Origin of the sequence: Hymenobacter sp. YC55 (assembly GCF_029433095.1) — a bacterium.
Taxonomy (GTDB): domain Bacteria; phylum Bacteroidota; class Bacteroidia; order Cytophagales; family Hymenobacteraceae; genus Hymenobacter.
This window is the reverse complement of record NZ_JARNTX010000001.1, coordinates 844,701-862,806: the sequence shown is the minus strand read 5'-3', so window position 1 is coordinate 862,806 and position 18,106 is coordinate 844,701. Positions and strand designations below refer to the sequence as shown.

Sequence of the window (18,106 nt, the reverse complement as noted above, 5' to 3'; positions counted from 1 at the left end):
TACCAGGTTAAGCTACCCGAGTCGATATAAAGCGACTACTGCTGGTAAACTTATCTACTTCCGGATAACGTTGTTAGCGCGCATCGTGGAATTACGAATAGAATCGGCGAAGCAAGCTGTAATTTTGAATTTGCATTGTTACACTTTTCAGCATGAGAGTCCTGCACACCGCCGACTGGCACCTGGGCCAGCGCTTTATCAGCGGCCACGAACGCACCGACGAACACCGCCACTTCCTCGATTGGCTGGTGGAAACGGTGCGGACGCAGCGCGTGGAAGTGCTGGTCATAGCCGGCGACATCTTTGACACCGGCTCGCCTTCCAACCAGGCGCTGGAGTTGTACTACTCTTTCCTGCTGAACATGCGCGGTACCAGCTGCCGCGACATTGTGGTAGTAGGTGGCAACCACGATTCGCCCGCCACGCTCAACGCGCCGGCCCGGTTGCTGCGCCACTTGCGCGTGCACGTGGTGGGTTGCGTGCCCGACTGCTTCGAAGACCAAGTGCTGGTGTTGGATGACGCCACCGGCAAACCCGGCCTTGTGGTGTGCGCCGTGCCTTTTCTGCGCGACCGAGACGTGCGCCTGTCGGTGCCCGGCGAAACAGCCGAGGAGCGGGAAGCTCGCATCAAACAAGGCATTGCCGACCACTACGGCCGCATGGCGGAGGTAGAGCAGGTATGGCAACTTAAAGACTTAGGCTTGCCCGTACTGGCCACCGGCCACCTCTACGCCGCTGGCGCCGCTCCCTCCGATTCCGAGCGGACTATCCACGTCGGCAACCTGGGGCAGATTACGGCCGACCATTTTCCTGCAATCTTTGACTACGTGGCGCTCGGGCATTTGCACCGCCCGCAACGCGTGGGCGGGCGGGAGCATATTCGTTATTCCGGCTCCCCTATTCCGCTGTCGTTTTCCGAAGTCGACCACCCCAAGGAAGTGCTGCTGCTAGAATTTGGCGGTGGCAAGCTGCAAACGCTGGAAGCCCTGCCCGTGCCCGGTGCACGGCGGCTGGTGCGCTTTCACGGCGCCCTCGACGAAGTGGTTCTGCTCCTGACTAGCTATGATAACTCCGGCTACGCCCTTCCCGCCTGGGCCGACGTGCAGATTCATTCCGAGCTAACGCAGTTGGAAGTAGCGGAAGCGCTGTTGAAAGTAATCAAGGACCTGGACCGCAAGCAGCTGGAGGTGTTGGCCCGTCGTCACTTCCGCTTGGTGAAGCTCCGCGCCCTTGGCGATGAACCGGAAGCAGAAGCCCCTCTCACCCGCAGCCTCCACGACTTTACCGAGCGCGAAGTATTCGAGCAACGCCTGGAAGCAGAACCCGAAGCCAGCCGCGCCGACCTACTGCGCACGTTCGACGAGTTGCTGGAGCGGCTGTAAGCCTAGCAGCTATTCAGTAAGTTAGGGGCAACTGGAAGATTTCACTGTGTATTTATGACCACCCAAGGTGTTTTTTCGCTGCAGCGCTGGCTAGCTGCGCTGAGTTGCTCGCTTGCTTTTCATACTCTGCCAGTGGCTGCCCAGCAGCCTCCGGCCCCGCGCGACACGTCGTTCACTGTATATAGTGCCTTCACCAAAGCCAAGAAGAACTATCCAAACATCAGTGTAGCCAGGCCAGCCATGCCAGCCACTGTTCAGGCGAAAACCAACCTGACCTACTGCAGCCTTGGCAACCGCAATTTGCAGCTCGACATCTTCCGTCCGACTGCCAACCGCAAGAAAGGGTACCCGGCTATCCTGTTTATTTATGGCGGCGGCTGGCGTTCCGGCGACCGTTCGCACCACGTCCCGATGGCCCAGGAACTAGCGGCCAAAGGCTACGTGACCGTAACAGCCGACTACCGGTTGTCCACGGAAGCTATTTATCCGGCCGCCGTTACGGACCTAAAAGCTGCCATTCGGTGGATGCGTGCTAACGCAAAAGCTTATGCCATCGACACCACCAAAATTGCCGTTTGGGGCTTTTCGGCGGGTGGGCAGCTAGCGGCGCTGCTCGGCACCACCAACGGCGACAAAACCCTGGAAGGCGATGCCTGCCACACCAGCCACTCCAGCAGCGTGCAAGCCATTGTGGATGTAGACGGTACGCTGGCGTTCATCCACCCCGAATCGGGCGAAGGCAACGACAGCAAAGGGCCTTCTGCTGCTACGTATTGGTTTGGCGCCTCCAAAACCGAGAAACCTGAATTGTGGCACCAAGCCGGCGCTCTAAACCATGTGAGCAGTGCAACGCCGCCCATTGTTTTCATCAACAGCTCGGTTGATAGAATGCACGCCGGTCGAGAAGACATGATTAAGAAGCTAGATGCCTTCCATATCTATCACGAAGTGCACAACTTCCCCGATGCGCCGCACACGTTTCCGCTTTTCAACCCCTGGTTTGAGCCCACACTGACGTATACCGTGGATTTTCTTAACAAGGTATTCAAGGTAAAATAAAGCCACTAAGGTTAAGCTGAGCTGCTAGAACAGCCAGAGCATCACCCTATAAGAGACCCGCTGCGCTTCGTCGTGGCGGGTTTTCTGCTTTCAACGCGTCTGGCATGGTACGGATGTGCTCAGTCTGACTGCCTGTTTTGCACCCGATGAAGGCAGCAACGCTTGAGAGCAGTTGCAGTGCCGCAAGCGCGAAAAATAAATAGCCCCTGCGGCTGTAACGTCCGAAAGTTCGCGCGGTATCCACACCTGAAACCGAACTCGGCGACCCTTTATCTGCCTTCCTAGCTGGCTCCACTTGCTGGCTAGCTTGAAATCCAAGGGTTACCCTCTGCTGCTTGCCACGGTCATTAGCTTGCTTTCAGCCTGCATGGCTCGCTTGGACATTCCTGTTGCTGTACTTCCTTTTGCCACTTAACCGCTTCAATACATTGAACAGCAAAATCTCTACTCGCTTCTTTTTGTTTGCGGCCGGAATTTTGGTGACAGCACTAACGGGGTTCATTGTGCCTACCCAAGCGCAAACTTCCGGCAACATAACGGGAACCGTGCGCTCAGCGGCGGGCACGGCTATTGACTACGCTACCGTGACGCTGCATCGCGCAGCCGACTCTTCGGTGGTGAAAACCGAGTTCAGCGACGCTAACGGCGCTTTTCGTTTCGAGCATCCTACAGAAGGCCGTTACCGGGTATCGGCAGCCCAGATAGGCTTTGCTCGGTACTGGAGTGAGCCGTTTGCGTTGCCAGCAAGCGGCAGCTTGGCGCTACCAAGCATCGCGCTGCAACCTAGTGCGGCTACGGCATTGAAAGAAGTACAGGTAGTAGGCCAAAAACCGTTGTTTGAACGCTTAGCTGACCGCACGGTAGTGAATGTGGAAGGCTCCACGCTGGCCGCCGGCAATACCACGCTCGACGTACTCGCCCGTGCGCCGGGCGTCACCGTCGATGGCAACGACAACCTGGCGCTACGGGGGCGGCAGGGCCTGCTGGTTCTCATTGATGGTAAGCGCCAGCCCATGACCGGCTCAGAGCTAGCCGACTACTTGCGCTCCTTGCCCGCCGATCAGCTTAAGAGCATCGAGCTGATTACCAATCCGCCTGCCAAGTATGATGCGCAGGGCGGCGCTGGCATTATTGCCATCAATCTAAAAAAGGACCAGCGCATGGGTACCAACGGTGCCCTGAATGCCAGCTACGGCCGCACCCAATACAATAAGTTTACCAGTGGCTTCTCGGGCAACCACCGGCGCAAGGACCTCAACATTTTCACTTCCGTAAACTACACCCGGCGCCGGGGCTTCGGCATTCGGAACACGTACCGCTACTTCTACGAGTCGCAAAACGAGGAAGCCCCCGTCCTGCAAAGCACCAGCGACCAGCGCAACCGCATAGAATCCAGCGACCATTTTCTGATCTATAAGATTGGCGCCGATTTCAACCTGTCGAAAAACACTGTCCTCGGTGGGGCCATCAACGGGTTTGCCGTTCCGAACCCGCGCCCGAATGGCGTAGGTACCAACACCAGCACCTTTTATGATGCGGCTGGTCAGGTAACGGATTATTACACGGCCCTGAGCAGAACCGAAGGCTTCAACCCCAACGTTGCGGGCAACCTCAACTTCAAACACACCTTTGGTGCCGCCGGTGCCGGCAGCCCGGAGCTAACGGCCGATGTGGATTACGCCAACTACTATACGCACCGCCTGCAGCGCCAAACCACTTTCTTTGAACTGTCGGGCCGCCCCACTTCTACCCTAACAGGCGACCAGACCGGCGAGCTAATCATTCGGGCCGTGAAAGCCGACTACACGCAAGCCCTATCCCCTAAGACCAACCTCGAAGCCGGGGCCAAAGCCAGCCAAGTGTCTTCCGATAATGACTTGCTATTTGAGAACACCGTCAACGACATAACCACTATTGACCTCGGCCGCACCAACCGCTTCAAATACGACGAAATCATCACGGCTGCCTACGCTACCTTATCGCACACCATCAATAAGCTCAACCTACAGGCCGGCTTGCGCAGCGAGCAAACCGTAATGAAAGGCCGTCAGTTGGTGGATACACTCAACTTCCGGCGCGACTATTACCAGCTCTTTCCGAGTGCTGGCCTCAAGTACACACTCAATGACAAACACGAGCTGTCAGCGTCGCTGAGCCGGCGCATCAATCGGCCCTCCTACCGGCAGCTTAACCCCTTCCGTTTCGTCATCGACCCAACTACTTCGGGCAAGGGCAACCCCGACCTGCGGCCAGAAACCAGCTACAATGTGGAGCTTAGCCACACGTTCAAGCAGAAATTTACCACTGGTTTTAGCTTCAGCGTTACCCAAGACCCCATCACGGACGTGGCTCAACCCGAAAGCGACAGTACTACCGTGTCGCAGTACGTCAACCTGAACCGGCAGCAGTACGCGGCCTTGACGCTCACGGCTCCCCTGACGCCGGCTAAGTGGTGGAATATCTACAACAACGTGGTGCTGTACTATATCCATTACCAGGGCAGTTTGGCCGGCACGGCCCTCAACCGCGGCCGGGGCGCGTGCTCGTTGAGCAGCAACAGCACTTTCACGTTCGGCAAAGGCTGGGGCGCGGAGTTGAATGGCACGTACGAGTCGCGGCAGCGGGTAGGGTTCTTTGTGTTTCAACCGTTTGGCCAAGTTGGAGTGGGCGTGCAAAAGGCCGTGTGGGAAAAGCGTGGCAACGTGAAGCTGGCCGCCACCGACATCTTCTATACCAGCCCCCTACGGGCTACCTCGCGCTACAACAACTACCAGGAAAACCTCTTCCTGCGCCGTGACTCCCGCGCCGTGACCCTGTCATTAAGCTGGAAGCTAGGCAATGATAACTCCACCGCCACCAACCGCCGCAGCGGCGCCGAAGACGAGAAGCGCCGCGCCCAATAGTAATAGCCGCGTTGTTAGCACCATTTAGTTTTCAGAATCAGTTTGCCGCAGGTTGTACCACCGATAGGCCCGATTTTATTTCAGTGAAATGAATAGTAGATCTTACTGTTGAGATAGTGCGGATAGCTACTATCTTGTCCGACCATTTTTTGTTCGGCAACTCATGTCCTCCACCGACGATATCCTCCTCTACCACTCCCCCGACGGCAACACGCAGCTACAAGTACAGTTGCAAAACGAAACTGTCTGGCTAACCCAGGCTCAAATGGCTGAGCTGTTTGATGTTTCTCGCCCAAATGTCACTATGCACTTGCGTAATGTCTTTAAGGAAGGGGAATTAGAAGAAATTTCAGTTAGTAAGGAATCCTTACTAACTGCTGCCGACGGCAAAAGCTACCGCGTCAAACATTACAACCTTGACGTTATTATATCCGTCGGGTACCGGGTGAAGTCCCTGCGCGGCACGCATTTCCGGCAGTGGGCAACGCAGGTGCTGCGGCAATACCTGGTGCAAGGCTACGCACTGAACGAGCAGCGGCTGCGGGAAAGCGCCCGTCAGCTGGCCGACCTTAAGCGCCTGGTGCAGTTGCAAAGCGAAGTGGCAACCAACCACGAGCTAACTTCTGACCAGTCGGATGCGCTGCTGCGAGTGCTCGGTGACTATGCCCGCGCCCTCGACGTCCTCGACCAGTACGACCATCAGCGCTTGCAGGTACGAGGCACTGCCACCGAGGAGCCGTTTGAGCTTACGTATGAAGCTGGCTTAGAGGCAGTAGAAGGCTTACGCAAACAGTTTGGGGGCAGTGTACTCTTTGGCCGCGAAAAAGACGCTTCGTTTCAAAGCTCCGTACGCACTATTTACCAGAGCTTCGATGGCGAAGATCTATACCCCAGCGTGGAAGAGAAGGCCGCCAACCTGCTCTACTTCGTGGTAAAAAATCACTCCTTCTCCGACGGCAATAAGCGCATTGCCGCTTTCCTGTTCGTGTGGTTCCTCGACCGCAACCATTGCCTCTACAAACCCGATGGTTCCCGACGTTTGGCTGACAATGCCTTGGTAGCCCTCACGCTGCTCATTGCCGAAAGCAAGCCGGAAGACAAAAACACAATGGTGACGCTAGTGGTGAATCTGATTAACCAAGAGAACTAGATCAGTAAATTTCTATTTCCCACTTACATAAAACGGGATGTTAGCCGTGGCTACATTGTCGTGGCCGTCGGTGGCGTAGATGAAGAGGCGGTAGGCACCTTCCCGTCTGGGGGCCGTGAGGGTAGTTTGGGCTTTGGCGTTGGCCGGAAGCATGCCGGGAACGGCGGTGGGGCGGCTTTCCCGGTCGCCACCTGATTTAAGGTCGGTGCTTTCGGGCAGCAGCTCGTAGCGGTAGGTCAACTGGTCTTTGTCGGGGTCCGATACGGTGGCTTGCACGGGGTATGCTCTGCCGGGCTGGAGGTACACGCTGTCGGTGGCCTGCTTGCCGTTGAGCCGAAACGAGGTTAAATGCGGAGCGCGATTCTTAGGCCACTGTCCACTCCACAAGTACTGCATCACATCCACCACCTCCGACTCCTTACCGTCCTCGGTGAAGATGCCATACCAGGTAGGCGTGCGCTCCTGCTTCTGCCCCCACAGAAACACGTAGGTACCCAGGCACTGCGTTTTGTCTTTAGCCACTGAGGCCTCGTAGCGGCTTTGGTACACGGCGGCTTTCTGGCTGCTGGTTTCCTCAACCGAGGCTTTCCAGGGTGTAACGGGACTTTCCCAGTGGCCCGTTGGGCCCCACTCGGCTACTACGTAAGGCCCGGTCCAGCCCGTAGTGCGAACCTGCTGCGGAATGGCGGCCAGTCCGGCGTAGGTGTTGATGCTAAGGATGTCCACCGCCGGGCACTTGGCCTTGATGTAGTCCACTTCTTTCTTGCTGCAGCCCGCCAACACGGTACTAGTCGGGTGGTTGGGGTCTACTTCGTGAATCATCTGGGCTATTTGCTGCACGGCGTCCCAAACTTTGGGGTTGGTGTACTCCAAGTTCAGTTCATTGCCGATGCCCCAGAATAGCACAGCCGGGTTGTCTTTGTACTTGAGCACGTCGGCCCGCAGCTTCTGTAGTTGCGCGGCCACAGCCTCCGGGTTGTTGTAGTCGAAGCCGTGCCGTTCGCGGGCTACATCTAGCCCTAGCATCACGGTGAGGTCATTTTTGTTGGCTTCGGCCAGCACTTTGTCGGCGCCGCCAGTTCCCCAGGTACGAATGGAATTGCCGCCATACGCTTTGATGCGCTCGGGAAACTGCCCGCCGCCTGCGCCATTGATGAAGTATGGCTTTCCTCCCCGCAGCAACTCATAACGACCATCGGTTTGCTTGACTTCAACCTTAACGGGGCCGGTTTGAGCGTAAGTAGCGGTGGCCAGGGCAAGCAGAGAGAGAAGAAGGCGGGATTTCATGGACAGATGCGGGGAGTGAGGGCTCTATTTTAATTAATCAGCACGAATATATTGTGCGCGCCCTTACTTGTACACTGACCCAGCTGGGATATAGTGAGCTTGAGACTCGCTCACCTGCCACTGCTTACGCCGACGGTTAAACAAAGCAGTGCCGGGTAGCAGAACCGTTAGCAGGGAGATACCAGCTACTTCCCAGAAGTGCAGACCAGGCAGCCGCACTAATACCTCGGCCACTAAAGCTACGTAGAGCTCCAGCACCGATAAATACATAAAACTGTAGTGTAACTGCTGCCAAGAGCGCACTGGTTTCTTCCGCAGTACGGGCGCCATTCCCAGGCCCAACGTAACGGAACTGAGTAGTGCAGCTACGTGAAAAATGCCGAAGCCGTGGTACTGTCGGTAGATGGCAAACGAGGTAGCAAGCATTAATACCATGCTACTCACGTAACCATAGCCCAGCCGTTTGTGAAGATTGTTTCGCTTGGGCAGCAATAACACTGCAGTCCCTAAAATCAACGACGCCAGTGCGGCTATAAGGTGTAGTAAGCCCCAATTGCTATAGACTATTGTAGGCATACGGTACGCGTCGTATTCGGCAGCCGTCACAGGCCTGTTCAGACGAATTCAAGGGAGGCTATTTTGGCCGTTTGCTACCTAAACAGTGCGTAGCCTGTATTGTTCTTCCCGCCATCTGGTGCAGGCTTCTATTCCTGCATGTTAACCCTACCAATTCCGCTTGCGTTATATAGCTACACACCCACACCAATTCCTTTTTCAATCATGAGCATATTTGGTTCTGGCCGCCAACCGAGCGGCACTATGGGAGGCTTACTTTCGGCTCTGTTTGGAGGTAATTCCACTGGCGGTGATGCTACCGGAGGTAACATCAGCAGAAACACCGGAGGTTTTAGTCGTAAGCTGGCTGGCGGCGCGCTGCTAGCTGCTGGCGCGGCGTATCTGTATAACCGCAACAAAAACAAAAGCATCAACACGCCACGCTTCACCGGTAACGAATAAACCCGTTCGTTGAAACAGCGAAATCCCCGCCCCTGCCTATTTCGGCAGGGGCGGGGATTTTTGATGCTAGACTATTCCTAAAGGCATTCTACTATTACGGCTTAGCCGCCATTGTAAACACCAGTTCGCCGCCCTTCACAATATCCTGGTAAGCCAAGAACGGCTTGGTGAGTTTCTGGCCATTGAGGCGAGCTTCCTTCACGTAGACATTTTTGTCGCTTTGGTTTTTGACGGTGATACGGAAGGTCTTGCCGTTTTCCAAGTTCATGGTGGCGCCGTGGACAGCAGGGCTGCCAAGAGCATAATCGGGGGAGCCGGGAGCTACAGGGTAGAAGCCGAGAGCCGAGAAAATGTACCAGGCGCTCATTTGGCCGCAGTCGTCGTTACCGCCGAGGCCGTCGGGCGTGGGGCGGTACATCTTGGGCAGAATCATGCGCACACGCGCCTGGGTTTTGTAGGGTTGGTCGGTCCAGTTGTAGAGGTAGGCGGCGTGGTGAGCGGGCTCGTTGCCGTGCACATAGTTGCCGATGATGCCTTCCCGAGTGATGTCCTCGGTTTCGGCGAAAAACTTATCGGGCAAGTGCATCGTGAACAACGAGTCCAAGTGCTCCACGAAGCGCTTCTGGCCGCCCATGATGGTAATAAGGGCCGCGGGGTCTTGCGGCACGTAGAGGCTGTAGTTCCAGGCGTTGCCTTCAATAAATCCTTGGTTGTGCGTGCTCAGCACATCGAATTCCTTGCGGAAAGTACCGTCGGCGAGCTTGGGGCGCATAAACCCGATACGCGGGTCGTAGACATTGCGCCAGTTCTGGGCGCGCTTGCTGAACTCCTGATAGATGTCCTGGCGGTTGAGTTTCTGGGCCATCTGGGCAATGCACCAGTCGTCGTAGGCGTATTCCAGGGTTTTCGATACCGACGAGCCGCTTTTGTCTTCCGGCACGTAGCCGAGCTGCATATACTCGCCAATGCCATCGTAGCGCTGGGTGCGGGCGGTAGTCACGCAGGCGTCGAGGGCCTTGTTGGCGTCGAAGGGGGCGTTGCCTTTGAGTACGGCATCCGCCACCACGGGCACCGAGTGGTAGCCAATCATGCACCAGTTTTCGTTGGCATAGTGGCTCCACACGGGCAGCATGCGTTCCACACTTTGGTTGAAGTGAGCCAGCATGGATTGCACCATGTCGGCGTTACGCTTGGGTTGCAGCAGGTTGAAGAGCGGGTGCAGGGCGCGGTAGGTGTCCCAGAGCGAGAAGGTGGTGTAGTTGGTGAAGCCGTCCGCTTTGTGCGAGTTCTGGTCGAGGCCGCGGTACTGACCGTCCACGTCCATGAAGGTGGTTGGGCTTAGGAAAGCATGGTACATGGCCGTGTAGAAGTTCTCCTTGTCTACTTTCTTCGGCGACTCCACTAGCACCTTGCTTAGCTCTTGCTGCCACAGTTGCTGGGCCTGTGCTTTCACCTTGTTGAAATCCCAACCGGGGGCTTCGGTGCGCAAGTTTTGCAGGGCCCCAGCGGTGCTCACGGGCGAGAGGGCAAATTTCACTTTCAGCTTCTCCCCTGCCGTGGTCTTGAAGTTGAAGTACATGCGCAGCTGCTCACCAGCCAAGTCGGGAAAGTTTTTGGTTTGGTCGAACTTGCCCCAGAAGCCGCGGTACACCTGTTTTTTAGAGAAGTTGCGGCTGCCGTAGTCGGTGAAGGGCTTCGAGAAAGACATGGCGAAATACACCGTGCGGGTACGGGCCCAGCCGTTGGTTTGGCGGTAGCCCGTCACCAGCGAGTCATTCTCTACCCGCACAAAAGTCCAAACGTTCTTGTCGGGGTAGTTGTAGATGCCGGCCATCAAATCCAGAATCAGGTGAGCTTGGTCGGACTGCGGAAATGTGTACTGGTGCATCCCCACGCGGTTGGTGGCAGTCAGCTCGGCGAGGATGTTGTGATCGTCGAGCTTCACTTTGTAGTAGCCGGGCTCGGCTACTTCGGTGTCGTGGGAGTAAGTAGAGCGGAAGCCGCGCTCGGGCTGGGTGGCCGTGCCGGGGTTCAGTTGCAGCGGGCCGGTGGTGGGCATCACGAGGAAGTCGCCAAGGTCGGAGTGGCCGGTGCCGCTGAAATGGGTGTGGCTAAAACCGACGATGGTTTTGTCGGTGTACTGGTAGCCCGCGCAGTACTTGTACATGTCGGGGTTGTACTTGCCGTTCAGCTCGTAGCTAAGCGTGTCGGTATCGGGCGAGAGCTGCACCATACCGAAAGGCACCGTTGCGCCCGGAAAGGTGTGACCCATCTTCGCCGTCCCTACTATTGGGTGGGCATACTGCACGAGGTTCTCGGCAGCTTTCGGCTTTTGGGCGAAGGTAGGCAGCGCCGCAAGGAGCAGTGCGGCAGGCAGGAGCAGTCTGTTCATCAGCTTCAATCAGGAGTGGAGTTGAAGCTGGAAAGGTAAGGAGCAGTGCGTTTAGTTAATCTTTACCCTTGTTTATTTAGGACATTCACCACTTTCCAAAACATCTCATTCTTAATCTCTATCTTCTTATTATTCTCTTTATCATAGAAAATCAACCGTTTAACCATGATACTCACTACATCAGCAGCTTCGCCGTAGTAATCCGTTTTACTACTGACCCCAATTACTATTTCACCTGTCTTGCTTACAATTTTTCTAACAGGTCTTGCACTGTTAACTGTAGTCACATCAGTGCAAATATTATTTAGGTTAGCCTTGCTGTCTTTATAAACAGAAAGAGCAGCCATAAAATACTGTATTGTTCTTGGGCCTTGAGCAGTTATACAGGAGCCAGTCTGGGGAAGCGTGTCAAGCTTGATACTTAACACATATTTCTTCCCTATCAGCTTATAAAATGTATTATGGCAGCCTAAAGCACGTGCAAAGTCAGAATGATGAATGTTTGAGAAACACTTATCGAAAGCTATTCTTGTAGTATCACCCCGAATAGAGTCAGCCGCACAGCACACCTTGAAAACAAGTAAGAACAAGACAAAAAGTGTGATTCTAGTTTTCATAGCCTGAGCTTGCCGTTAGAGTAGCAATACACTGAAATAGAACAATTGCTCACCGGAGCCGATTTGTTAGATTTCTCGGGCTAATCAAGAGTGAGCATACTATTGGGAAGGTAATGCAGAAGAGAGCCTAGTACCGTCACTTTTCGAGGAGGCGAGTGATTCCTTTATGTCTACACACAAGCCAAGTACCGCGTAAGAATTCAAAAGTGTGGCATTTCCGGCACCTGATGCCACCAAAAACGCTTTGAATCCGTTAGGAAATAGACATCGACTGGCTTCTCTTGTACCCCTGTTGATGCGGGACGGAGTTCGGTTGACTTTCAAACAGCCTAACAGCAGAGCAGTATGGAAACAGCGCAGTTAAAAAATCCCACCCAAACCACCTACGACGTCGCGCAAATTATGGGCGGGCTCTACGGCGACGGTATTATCGGCCTGAAAGGGGCCTTTAGTCGCGAATGGGCGCAGCAGCTCGGCGAAGACATTGCCGTGCTCTACGCAGATGCCCTGAAACGTCCTGGTGGTGCCCTTGGCCGTGGTCCTAAGCGGCACTACGTCGAGATTCACCCCGAAAATATTCGCGGCTTTGTGGAGCTAGCCACGCACCCGTGGGTGACGGCGGTGTGCGAGGCGGTGCTCGGACCAGAGTATAAAATCGTGGAAATCGGCTTCGACGTGCCCAATCCCGGCGCCGTCAACCAGCCCTGGCACCGCGACTTTCCTGCCCCCGACGACACCATCATTGGCCGCCGACTCAACTCGCTGGCCTTCAACCTTACCACCATCGACGTGACCGAAGATATGGGCCCATTCGAGGTGGCGCCCGGCACGCAGTGGGACTTGCCTATCGATTTCGAACACGGCATGTTCCCGCCCAAATCCAACAGCCCCCGCTACGAGCAGCGTGCCCAGCGCAAAATGCCACAGATGGGCGACATCTCGGCCCGTTCGGCCCTAACTATTCACCGCGGCACGGCCAACTACTCCGACAAGCCCCGCCCCGCGTTGGTACTCGGCGTAGATGCTCCCACCGCTAACAACGCTGAGCGCCACGACCTACAAGTCAGTAAAGCATTCTACGAAACCCTCCCCGAAAGCCTCAAGCAGCACCTCACGTGCCGGATAGTTGATGAGCTAGAGGTTATCGAGCAAGGACATACTATTGAAGGGTTGATGATGGGCGAGGCGTAGGACTTGTAGAGGAAAGAAATATAAGCTAGAGTGTTCGTTGCCCTTCTTAGATGCCATTGCGCCTCTAGCAAGAAGGAAAACCAACGCTCTAGCTTCTTTTCTAGTCTTATCCCCTGCACTCTATTGATGTAGCATAGACATGCATATACCTGATGACCATATTTACCAAGAGGCGCATTTAGCGCCGATGACCGTAGCGGAAATAAACGAGCTAACAAAGAACGCGCGGGCGCTGCCACCAAGTGGCGACCAAACGCATGTGTTGGTGGAAGATGGTGAAGACCCCTGGGTTATTTCGCACGAAGGCCACCTGTACTATTGCAGCGTTGATAGGCTAAAGCAAACCATTCAGGTAAGCAGGTTCTCTAGCTTAACGGAAATGGCCACCGCCGAGCTCGTGCAGGTATGGCCAGGCAAGCAAGGCACCACGCCCGAGTTTGTGGAAATATGGGCTCCCGAGCTGCAGCTAATCGACGGGAAATGGTATATCTATTTCGCCCTTTATAATGCCAAAAACGGCGAAGAGCGACTTTATGCCCTTGAGGGTATTTCCGATGACCCGCAAGGCGAATACGAGTTCAAAGGCAAACTTGACGTCCCCACCGACCGATGGGCCATTGACGGAACGATACTAGCCACCGACGACGGGCAGAAGTATTTCGTATGGTCAGGGTGGGATGGATTTACCAACGTCAGCCAAAACATTTACATCGCCGGAATGAGCAACCCCTACACGATTTCCTCGGACCGGGTGTGCATATCTCGACCGGAATACGAGTGGGAAAAGCAGGGCTACCCGTACGTGAACGAAGGTCCGCAAGTGCTGACTCGCAACGGCCGCATCTTTATTGTCTACTCCGCCAGCGGCAGTTGGACCGATGACTATTGCCTAGGTCAGCTCACGTACTTGGGCGGCGACCTGCTAAACCCGGCTTCGTGGCGCAAGGAGCCCCAGCCCGTGTTTTCAAAGACGGACACCATTTTCGGCCCGGGCCATGCCTGCTTCGTTGAAATCAACCAGCAGGACTACATCATCTACCACGCTGCTCGCCGTAGCCAAGCCGGTTGGGCCCGCCAAGTTCGCGCAAAGCCCTTTACCTGGAACGAGGACGGCTTGCCCAATTTTGGCGCTCCAGAATAGTCCCAAGGTGTAGTTAAGTAGCGGCTTACTTCTCTTCATAAGATGATATGACACCTTTCCAGCAGCATTAGCCCAGCTGGCATTCAGCTTGTTGGAATGTTGAAACCGATGGTAACTAAACCGGCTGTGGGTTTAGGCCTATCCTCAATACGCCTGGTCTGCACGTCACGGCTGACGCCGTTAGAAAACGGTGGCTTTGCCGTTGGCGAGGTATAAGGTGGGCTTAAGAAGAGTAAGCCGTTGAGTACATGCTTTCGATGGGTTATATTGAATTGAAGACCAATGCCGAGAAAGCGCACTACGCCGAGGTGCCGCTATTTCGCAGTAACTTCGTAGTGCGAAGCTTTGCTTTCGGTTAAGCTTAGTTTTTCGCTTAGGTTGTAGCGACGTCCAGTTAGTTTTTCTCTTCGAGCAAGCGGATTCCTTTATCAAGTAGGGCAGCTACACCGTCCCTTTGAGGCTCCTTTATTACTTGTTTCCTCTGGCTCATCTCTCAGCCAGCTATTGTAAATGAAAATTCTCCGCGTCCGCTTCTTCAATCTCAACTCCCTGCGCGGGGAGCACACCGTGGATTTCAGCCAGTCGCCGCTATCAGATGCGGGGCTATTTGCCATAACTGGCGCTACGGGGGCGGGCAAGACGACCATTCTCGATGCCATTACGCTCTCACTCTACGGGCAGGTGCCACGCCACGAAACCAGTGGCCCCGAGCAGGTAATGAGCCACGGCACTGGCGAAAGTTGGGCCGAAGTGGAGTTTGAAGTGAACGGCCAGCAGTACCGCGCAAAGTGGGGCCAATACCGCGCCCGCAAGCGTCCGGATGGCAAGCTGCAGGATCCGCGTATGGAGTTAAGTGAGCGGCACGTAGCCGAGAACGGCGAGGAAACTTGGCCGTTTCTGGAAACCTACAAGTCGAAGGTGCCGCTACGGGTGGCGGAGCTGAGCGGGCTTGAATACCGGCAATTTTTGCGCTCGGTGTTGCTGGCGCAGGGCGACTTCACCAAGTTTCTGAAATCGACGGCAGGCGAGCGGGCGCAATTGCTCGAGAAGATTACTGACACCAAAAAGTACTCTGATATCTCGCGGGCGTCCTTCGAGAAAGCCAAGCAGGAAGCGCAGTTAGTGGAAACCCTGCGCGCGGGTCTGGCGGGTGTAGTGCTGCTTTCGCCCGAGGAAGTGGCCGTGCTAGAAACCGAAATTCAGTTGCTACAGCAGCAGCTTGAAGAAACTACTAGTGCTCAGCAGAAGCTTCAGGATGCCCAGACTTGGCTGCGGCGCTTGCAGGAACTCCGCACGCGTCACCAAGAAAGTCAAACCCGCCAGCTCCAGCTCACGGCCCAAACCGATACCCTCACCCCGCTGAAGCAGCGCTTGGCTTTGCACACCCAGGCAGCTCCCTTTGCCACCGATTGGGCGTTGCTTCGGCAGTCGGATGCGCACATAGCCCGCCTGCGCCAAGAGGCCGAGCAGTTTCGGCAGCGCCTCCCGCAGTTGCAGCAGCTCCGCGACACGGCTGCCGCTGCCCGCGCCACCGCACAGCAAGCCTACGACACGGCCACGGCTACCCGCCAGTTGCAAGAGCCCAAGCTGCGGGAGGCCGAGCAGCTAGACAACTCGATACGCGAAGCCAACAAGCAATTGCAGTTGGCGAAAGAAGAGTACGAGCAAAAAAACGAGCAGTGCAAGGCGCTAAAAGCTACAGCCGAACAAGCCGCCACCCTCACCCGCACCTTGCGCGAGCAAGTGCGCGAGCTAACGAAGTGGCTGGAGCTAAACGCCAACATCAGCGAGTTAAACGAAACCCTGCCCGACTTATCGGCCAACCTGCAGCAGTGGGAGCACCTGAAAGCCGAGCTAGGCCAATTGCGCCAGCGCCTGCACGAGGCGCGCCAGCGCCAAACCCAAGCCACGGAGGCAGCCACCCGCTACCAAGAGGCTGCCACCGAAGCCAGTCAGCATTTGCAGGCCCTTAGCACCCGCCAGCAAGTTGCCCTCGATGCCCGCACCGCTTGGCTGCACCGCTTGCGCTACCACGTGGCAAGCCTGGTGCGCGAGCAGGAAAAAGAACAGCAACACTGGGACGACCTCCGCCGTAGCCTCCAGATGCAGCAGCTGATTTTGTCGCACACCGACACGCGCCAGCTCTTGGAGCCCGGCCAGCCGTGCCCAGTGTGCGGAGCTACCGAACACCCCTACTTGGCTGGGGTGCTAGGCGTGAGCGAGGATGCTTTCCAGCACGACCGGCAACGCGAGGAAGACATGAGCCAGCGGGTGCGCGCCCTAGGAACCCGCTTCAACCGCCTCAACACCTATGTTACCATGCTGGAGCAAGCCGGCCCTGAGCCCGCGGAGGTGCCAGCAGATACCATCCAGCTGTTGCCCGAAGCCGGTGAGAAAGCCGCGGCCGAAGAAGTAAGAGCCTTGGTGCAGGAAATGAAAGAGCTGCGCGACCAGCACACGACCATCAACCAGCACTTTACGCAGGCTACTACGCAGCAGGAAGCGGCCACGCGGCAGCAGCAGGAATACGCTCAGGCCGTACTGCACTTAGAAGCCGAGCTGGCCGATGCCGAAGAACGTGGCCCGGCCGCCAAAATGATGATTCAGAGCCAGCTCGAAAACTTCGGGATGGTGTTCTCCGATGAAAATGGGCGCGCCCTGATGGAGCAGGCTCGCCTGCGCATTCTAGAGTTCACCACCAAACAGCAGCAGCGCGAGAAAGCCAGTAATGAGTTAAGTGGCGTAAGTGTAGCCGCCGATGAAGCCGAGCGGCAGAAAAAGGAACTGGATATTTGGCTCCGAGCCCGCAAGCAAACGGTGCTCGACAAATACAATGATATTCAGGCGCAGCAGCACCAGCGGCAAGCGCTTTTCTCTGGCTCCGACGTAGCCCAGGCCCGCCAGCAGCTCGAAGAAGCGGTGCGCCAAGCAGAAACCCGGCGGCAGCAAGCCGAACAGACACTGCAGCAACACGAAACCGCTTTGGTGCTGGCCAATACCCAGCAGCAACAGCGAGAGCAGGATGCCCAAACGCAGCAGTTGCTTCGGGAGCAGCAGCACACCACGCTCACAACAGCCCTTTCCGCCGCGGGCCTCGCCCCCGACCCTGCCGCTCTTACTGCCCTGCTCCTCCCCGACCCCGAGGTGCGCCGCCTCGCCGACCAGCTTCAGCGGCACGAGCAGGCGCTGGCCGTCACCCAACAAACCCTCACCGATTTGGCGCAGCAGCTTCAGCAAGAGCAAGCCCGCGCCCTTACCGAGGAGCCTTTAGAGTCAATAGAGCAGCAGCTACGTGCCAGTAATCAGCAGCTGGCCAATCTTAATCAGCAGCTAGGCCAGCGGCAGCAGCGCCTGCACGACCACCGCAACGGCCAAGAGCGCCACGCTACCCTGGCCGAGCAACTAGAGAAACAGCAGCAAGAGGCCCGCCGCTGGCGCCAGCTAGCCGACGTGATAGGCTCGGCCGATGGCAAGAAATTCAGTGAATTTGCCCAAGGCCTAACTCTGGCCCGCCTCACCGACCTGGCCAACCGCCACCTGCACCGCCTCACCGACCGATACCGCATCCTGCGTAACCCAGAGGAGCACCTCGACCTGCTCATCGTCGATGAGTACCAGGGCGGCAGCAGCCGCACGATGAACTCGTTGTCGGGTGGGGAGAGTTTCTTGGTGAGTTTGGCGCTGGCCTTGGGGTTGTCGGAACTAGCCAGTCACCGCACCCAAATCGACACGCTCTTCATTGACGAAGGCTTCGGTACGCTCGACCCTGATGCCTTGGATGTCGCCCTTTCGGCTCTCGAGAACTTGCAGGGCAGTGGCAAAACTATCGGTATCATCTCCCACGTCGAAGCGCTGAAGGAACGCGTCAGCACCCAGATCAACGTGCGCAAGGGTGTTGGTGGCGTTAGCTCGTTGCAGATTGTAGGCTTTGGAGAGGCACTATAGCGTCTGTTAACTACTAAGTCGT

At 56.2% G+C, this 18,106-nt stretch carries 12 protein-coding genes; 8 read left to right on the top strand and 4 right to left on the bottom strand.

Translation table 11 applies throughout. The features are described 5' to 3' along the window. Nucleotides 1-152 precede the first annotated feature (152 nt). The 4 genes from sbcD to P1X16_RS03635 all read left to right on the top strand — a co-directional run bounded on the left by sbcD (nt 153) and on the right by P1X16_RS03635 (nt 6,494). Nucleotides 153-1,382, top strand: a complete 1,230-nt coding sequence (gene sbcD / locus P1X16_RS03650; RefSeq protein ID WP_277226447.1) for an exonuclease subunit SbcD — start codon at nt 153-155, stop codon at nt 1,380-1,382. A gap of 54 nt (nt 1,383-1,436) precedes the next feature. Further along, nucleotides 1,437-2,441 carry an alpha/beta hydrolase gene (locus P1X16_RS03645; RefSeq protein WP_277226445.1) on the top strand — a complete coding sequence of 335 codons (1,005 nt, stop codon included), beginning with the start codon at nt 1,437-1,439 and terminating at the stop codon, nt 2,439-2,441. 428 nt (nt 2,442-2,869) lie between these two features. Further along, a complete protein-coding gene (locus P1X16_RS03640; protein ID WP_277226443.1) occupies nt 2,870-5,344 on the top strand; it encodes a TonB-dependent receptor in 2,475 nt (824 codons plus the stop codon). A gap of 163 nt (nt 5,345-5,507) precedes the next feature. Continuing rightward, nucleotides 5,508-6,494, top strand: a complete 987-nt coding sequence (locus tag P1X16_RS03635) for a virulence protein RhuM/Fic/DOC family protein (protein ID WP_277226441.1) — start codon at nt 5,508-5,510, stop codon at nt 6,492-6,494. A gap of 12 nt (nt 6,495-6,506) precedes the next feature. Here P1X16_RS03635 and P1X16_RS03630 read toward each other — a convergent pair whose 3' ends face one another. Both P1X16_RS03630 and P1X16_RS03625 read right to left on the bottom strand, forming a co-directional pair. After that, complete coding sequence (locus P1X16_RS03630; protein ID WP_277226439.1) at nt 6,507-7,781, bottom strand: glycoside hydrolase family 2 TIM barrel-domain containing protein; 1,275 nt, start codon at nt 7,779-7,781, stop codon at nt 6,507-6,509. A gap of 63 nt (nt 7,782-7,844) precedes the next feature. Continuing rightward, nucleotides 7,845-8,207 (bottom strand): hypothetical protein, encoded by a 363-nt coding sequence (locus P1X16_RS03625; protein ID WP_277226437.1) that lies wholly within the window; start codon nt 8,205-8,207, stop codon nt 7,845-7,847. A gap of 354 nt (nt 8,208-8,561) precedes the next feature. Here P1X16_RS03625 and P1X16_RS03620 point away from each other — a divergent pair, with 354 nt between their 5' ends. Next, complete coding sequence (locus P1X16_RS03620) at nt 8,562-8,798, top strand: hypothetical protein (RefSeq protein ID WP_277226435.1); 237 nt, start codon at nt 8,562-8,564, stop codon at nt 8,796-8,798. Nucleotides 8,799-8,892: 94 nt separating this feature from the next. Here P1X16_RS03620 and P1X16_RS03615 read toward each other — a convergent pair whose 3' ends face one another. Continuing rightward, nucleotides 8,893-11,190, bottom strand: a complete 2,298-nt coding sequence (locus P1X16_RS03615) for a GH92 family glycosyl hydrolase (protein ID WP_277226433.1) — start codon at nt 11,188-11,190, stop codon at nt 8,893-8,895. A gap of 62 nt (nt 11,191-11,252) precedes the next feature. Beyond that, nucleotides 11,253-11,807: a hypothetical protein gene (locus tag P1X16_RS03610; RefSeq protein WP_277226431.1), complete on the bottom strand. Its 555-nt coding sequence runs from the start codon at nt 11,805-11,807 to the stop codon at nt 11,253-11,255. A gap of 345 nt (nt 11,808-12,152) precedes the next feature. On the opposite strand from P1X16_RS03610, the gene P1X16_RS03605 reads away from it, so the two are divergent. The 3 genes from P1X16_RS03605 to P1X16_RS03595 all read left to right on the top strand — a co-directional run bounded on the left by P1X16_RS03605 (nt 12,153) and on the right by P1X16_RS03595 (nt 18,084). Beyond that, on the top strand, nt 12,153-12,998 hold the full coding sequence (locus P1X16_RS03605) for a phytanoyl-CoA dioxygenase family protein (RefSeq protein WP_277226429.1): 846 nt from the start codon (nt 12,153-12,155) through the stop codon (nt 12,996-12,998). 139 nt (nt 12,999-13,137) lie between these two features. Further along, nucleotides 13,138-14,139, top strand: a complete 1,002-nt coding sequence (locus P1X16_RS03600; RefSeq protein WP_277226427.1) for a glycoside hydrolase family 43 protein — start codon at nt 13,138-13,140, stop codon at nt 14,137-14,139. A 510-nt stretch (nt 14,140-14,649) separates the two neighbouring features. Then, nucleotides 14,650-18,084, top strand: coding sequence for an SbcC/MukB-like Walker B domain-containing protein (locus P1X16_RS03595; RefSeq protein WP_277226425.1), 3,435 nt, complete (start codon nt 14,650-14,652; stop codon nt 18,082-18,084). Nucleotides 18,085-18,106: the final 22 nt, after the last annotated feature.

What these genes read in the sequence shown, in the direction of transcription:
- P1X16_RS03600 (WP_277226427.1), top strand. Translation starts at nt 13,138, where the DNA reads ATGCATATACCTGATGACCATATTTACCAAGAGGCGCATTTAGCGCCG.
- P1X16_RS03630 (WP_277226439.1), bottom strand. Translation starts at nt 7,781, where the DNA reads ATGAAATCCCGCCTTCTTCTCTCTCTGCTTGCCCTGGCCACCGCTACT.
- P1X16_RS03610 (WP_277226431.1), bottom strand. Translation starts at nt 11,807, where the DNA reads ATGAAAACTAGAATCACACTTTTTGTCTTGTTCTTACTTGTTTTCAAG.
- P1X16_RS03615 (WP_277226433.1), bottom strand. Translation starts at nt 11,190, where the DNA reads ATGAACAGACTGCTCCTGCCTGCCGCACTGCTCCTTGCGGCGCTGCCT.
- P1X16_RS03635 (WP_277226441.1), top strand. Translation starts at nt 5,508, where the DNA reads ATGTCCTCCACCGACGATATCCTCCTCTACCACTCCCCCGACGGCAAC.
- P1X16_RS03625 (WP_277226437.1), bottom strand. Translation starts at nt 8,207, where the DNA reads ATGCTTGCTACCTCGTTTGCCATCTACCGACAGTACCACGGCTTCGGC.
- P1X16_RS03605 (WP_277226429.1), top strand. Translation starts at nt 12,153, where the DNA reads ATGGAAACAGCGCAGTTAAAAAATCCCACCCAAACCACCTACGACGTC.
- P1X16_RS03595 (WP_277226425.1), top strand. Translation starts at nt 14,650, where the DNA reads ATGAAAATTCTCCGCGTCCGCTTCTTCAATCTCAACTCCCTGCGCGGG.
- sbcD (WP_277226447.1), top strand. Translation starts at nt 153, where the DNA reads ATGAGAGTCCTGCACACCGCCGACTGGCACCTGGGCCAGCGCTTTATC.
- P1X16_RS03620 (WP_277226435.1), top strand. Translation starts at nt 8,562, where the DNA reads ATGAGCATATTTGGTTCTGGCCGCCAACCGAGCGGCACTATGGGAGGC.
- P1X16_RS03645 (WP_277226445.1), top strand. Translation starts at nt 1,437, where the DNA reads ATGACCACCCAAGGTGTTTTTTCGCTGCAGCGCTGGCTAGCTGCGCTG.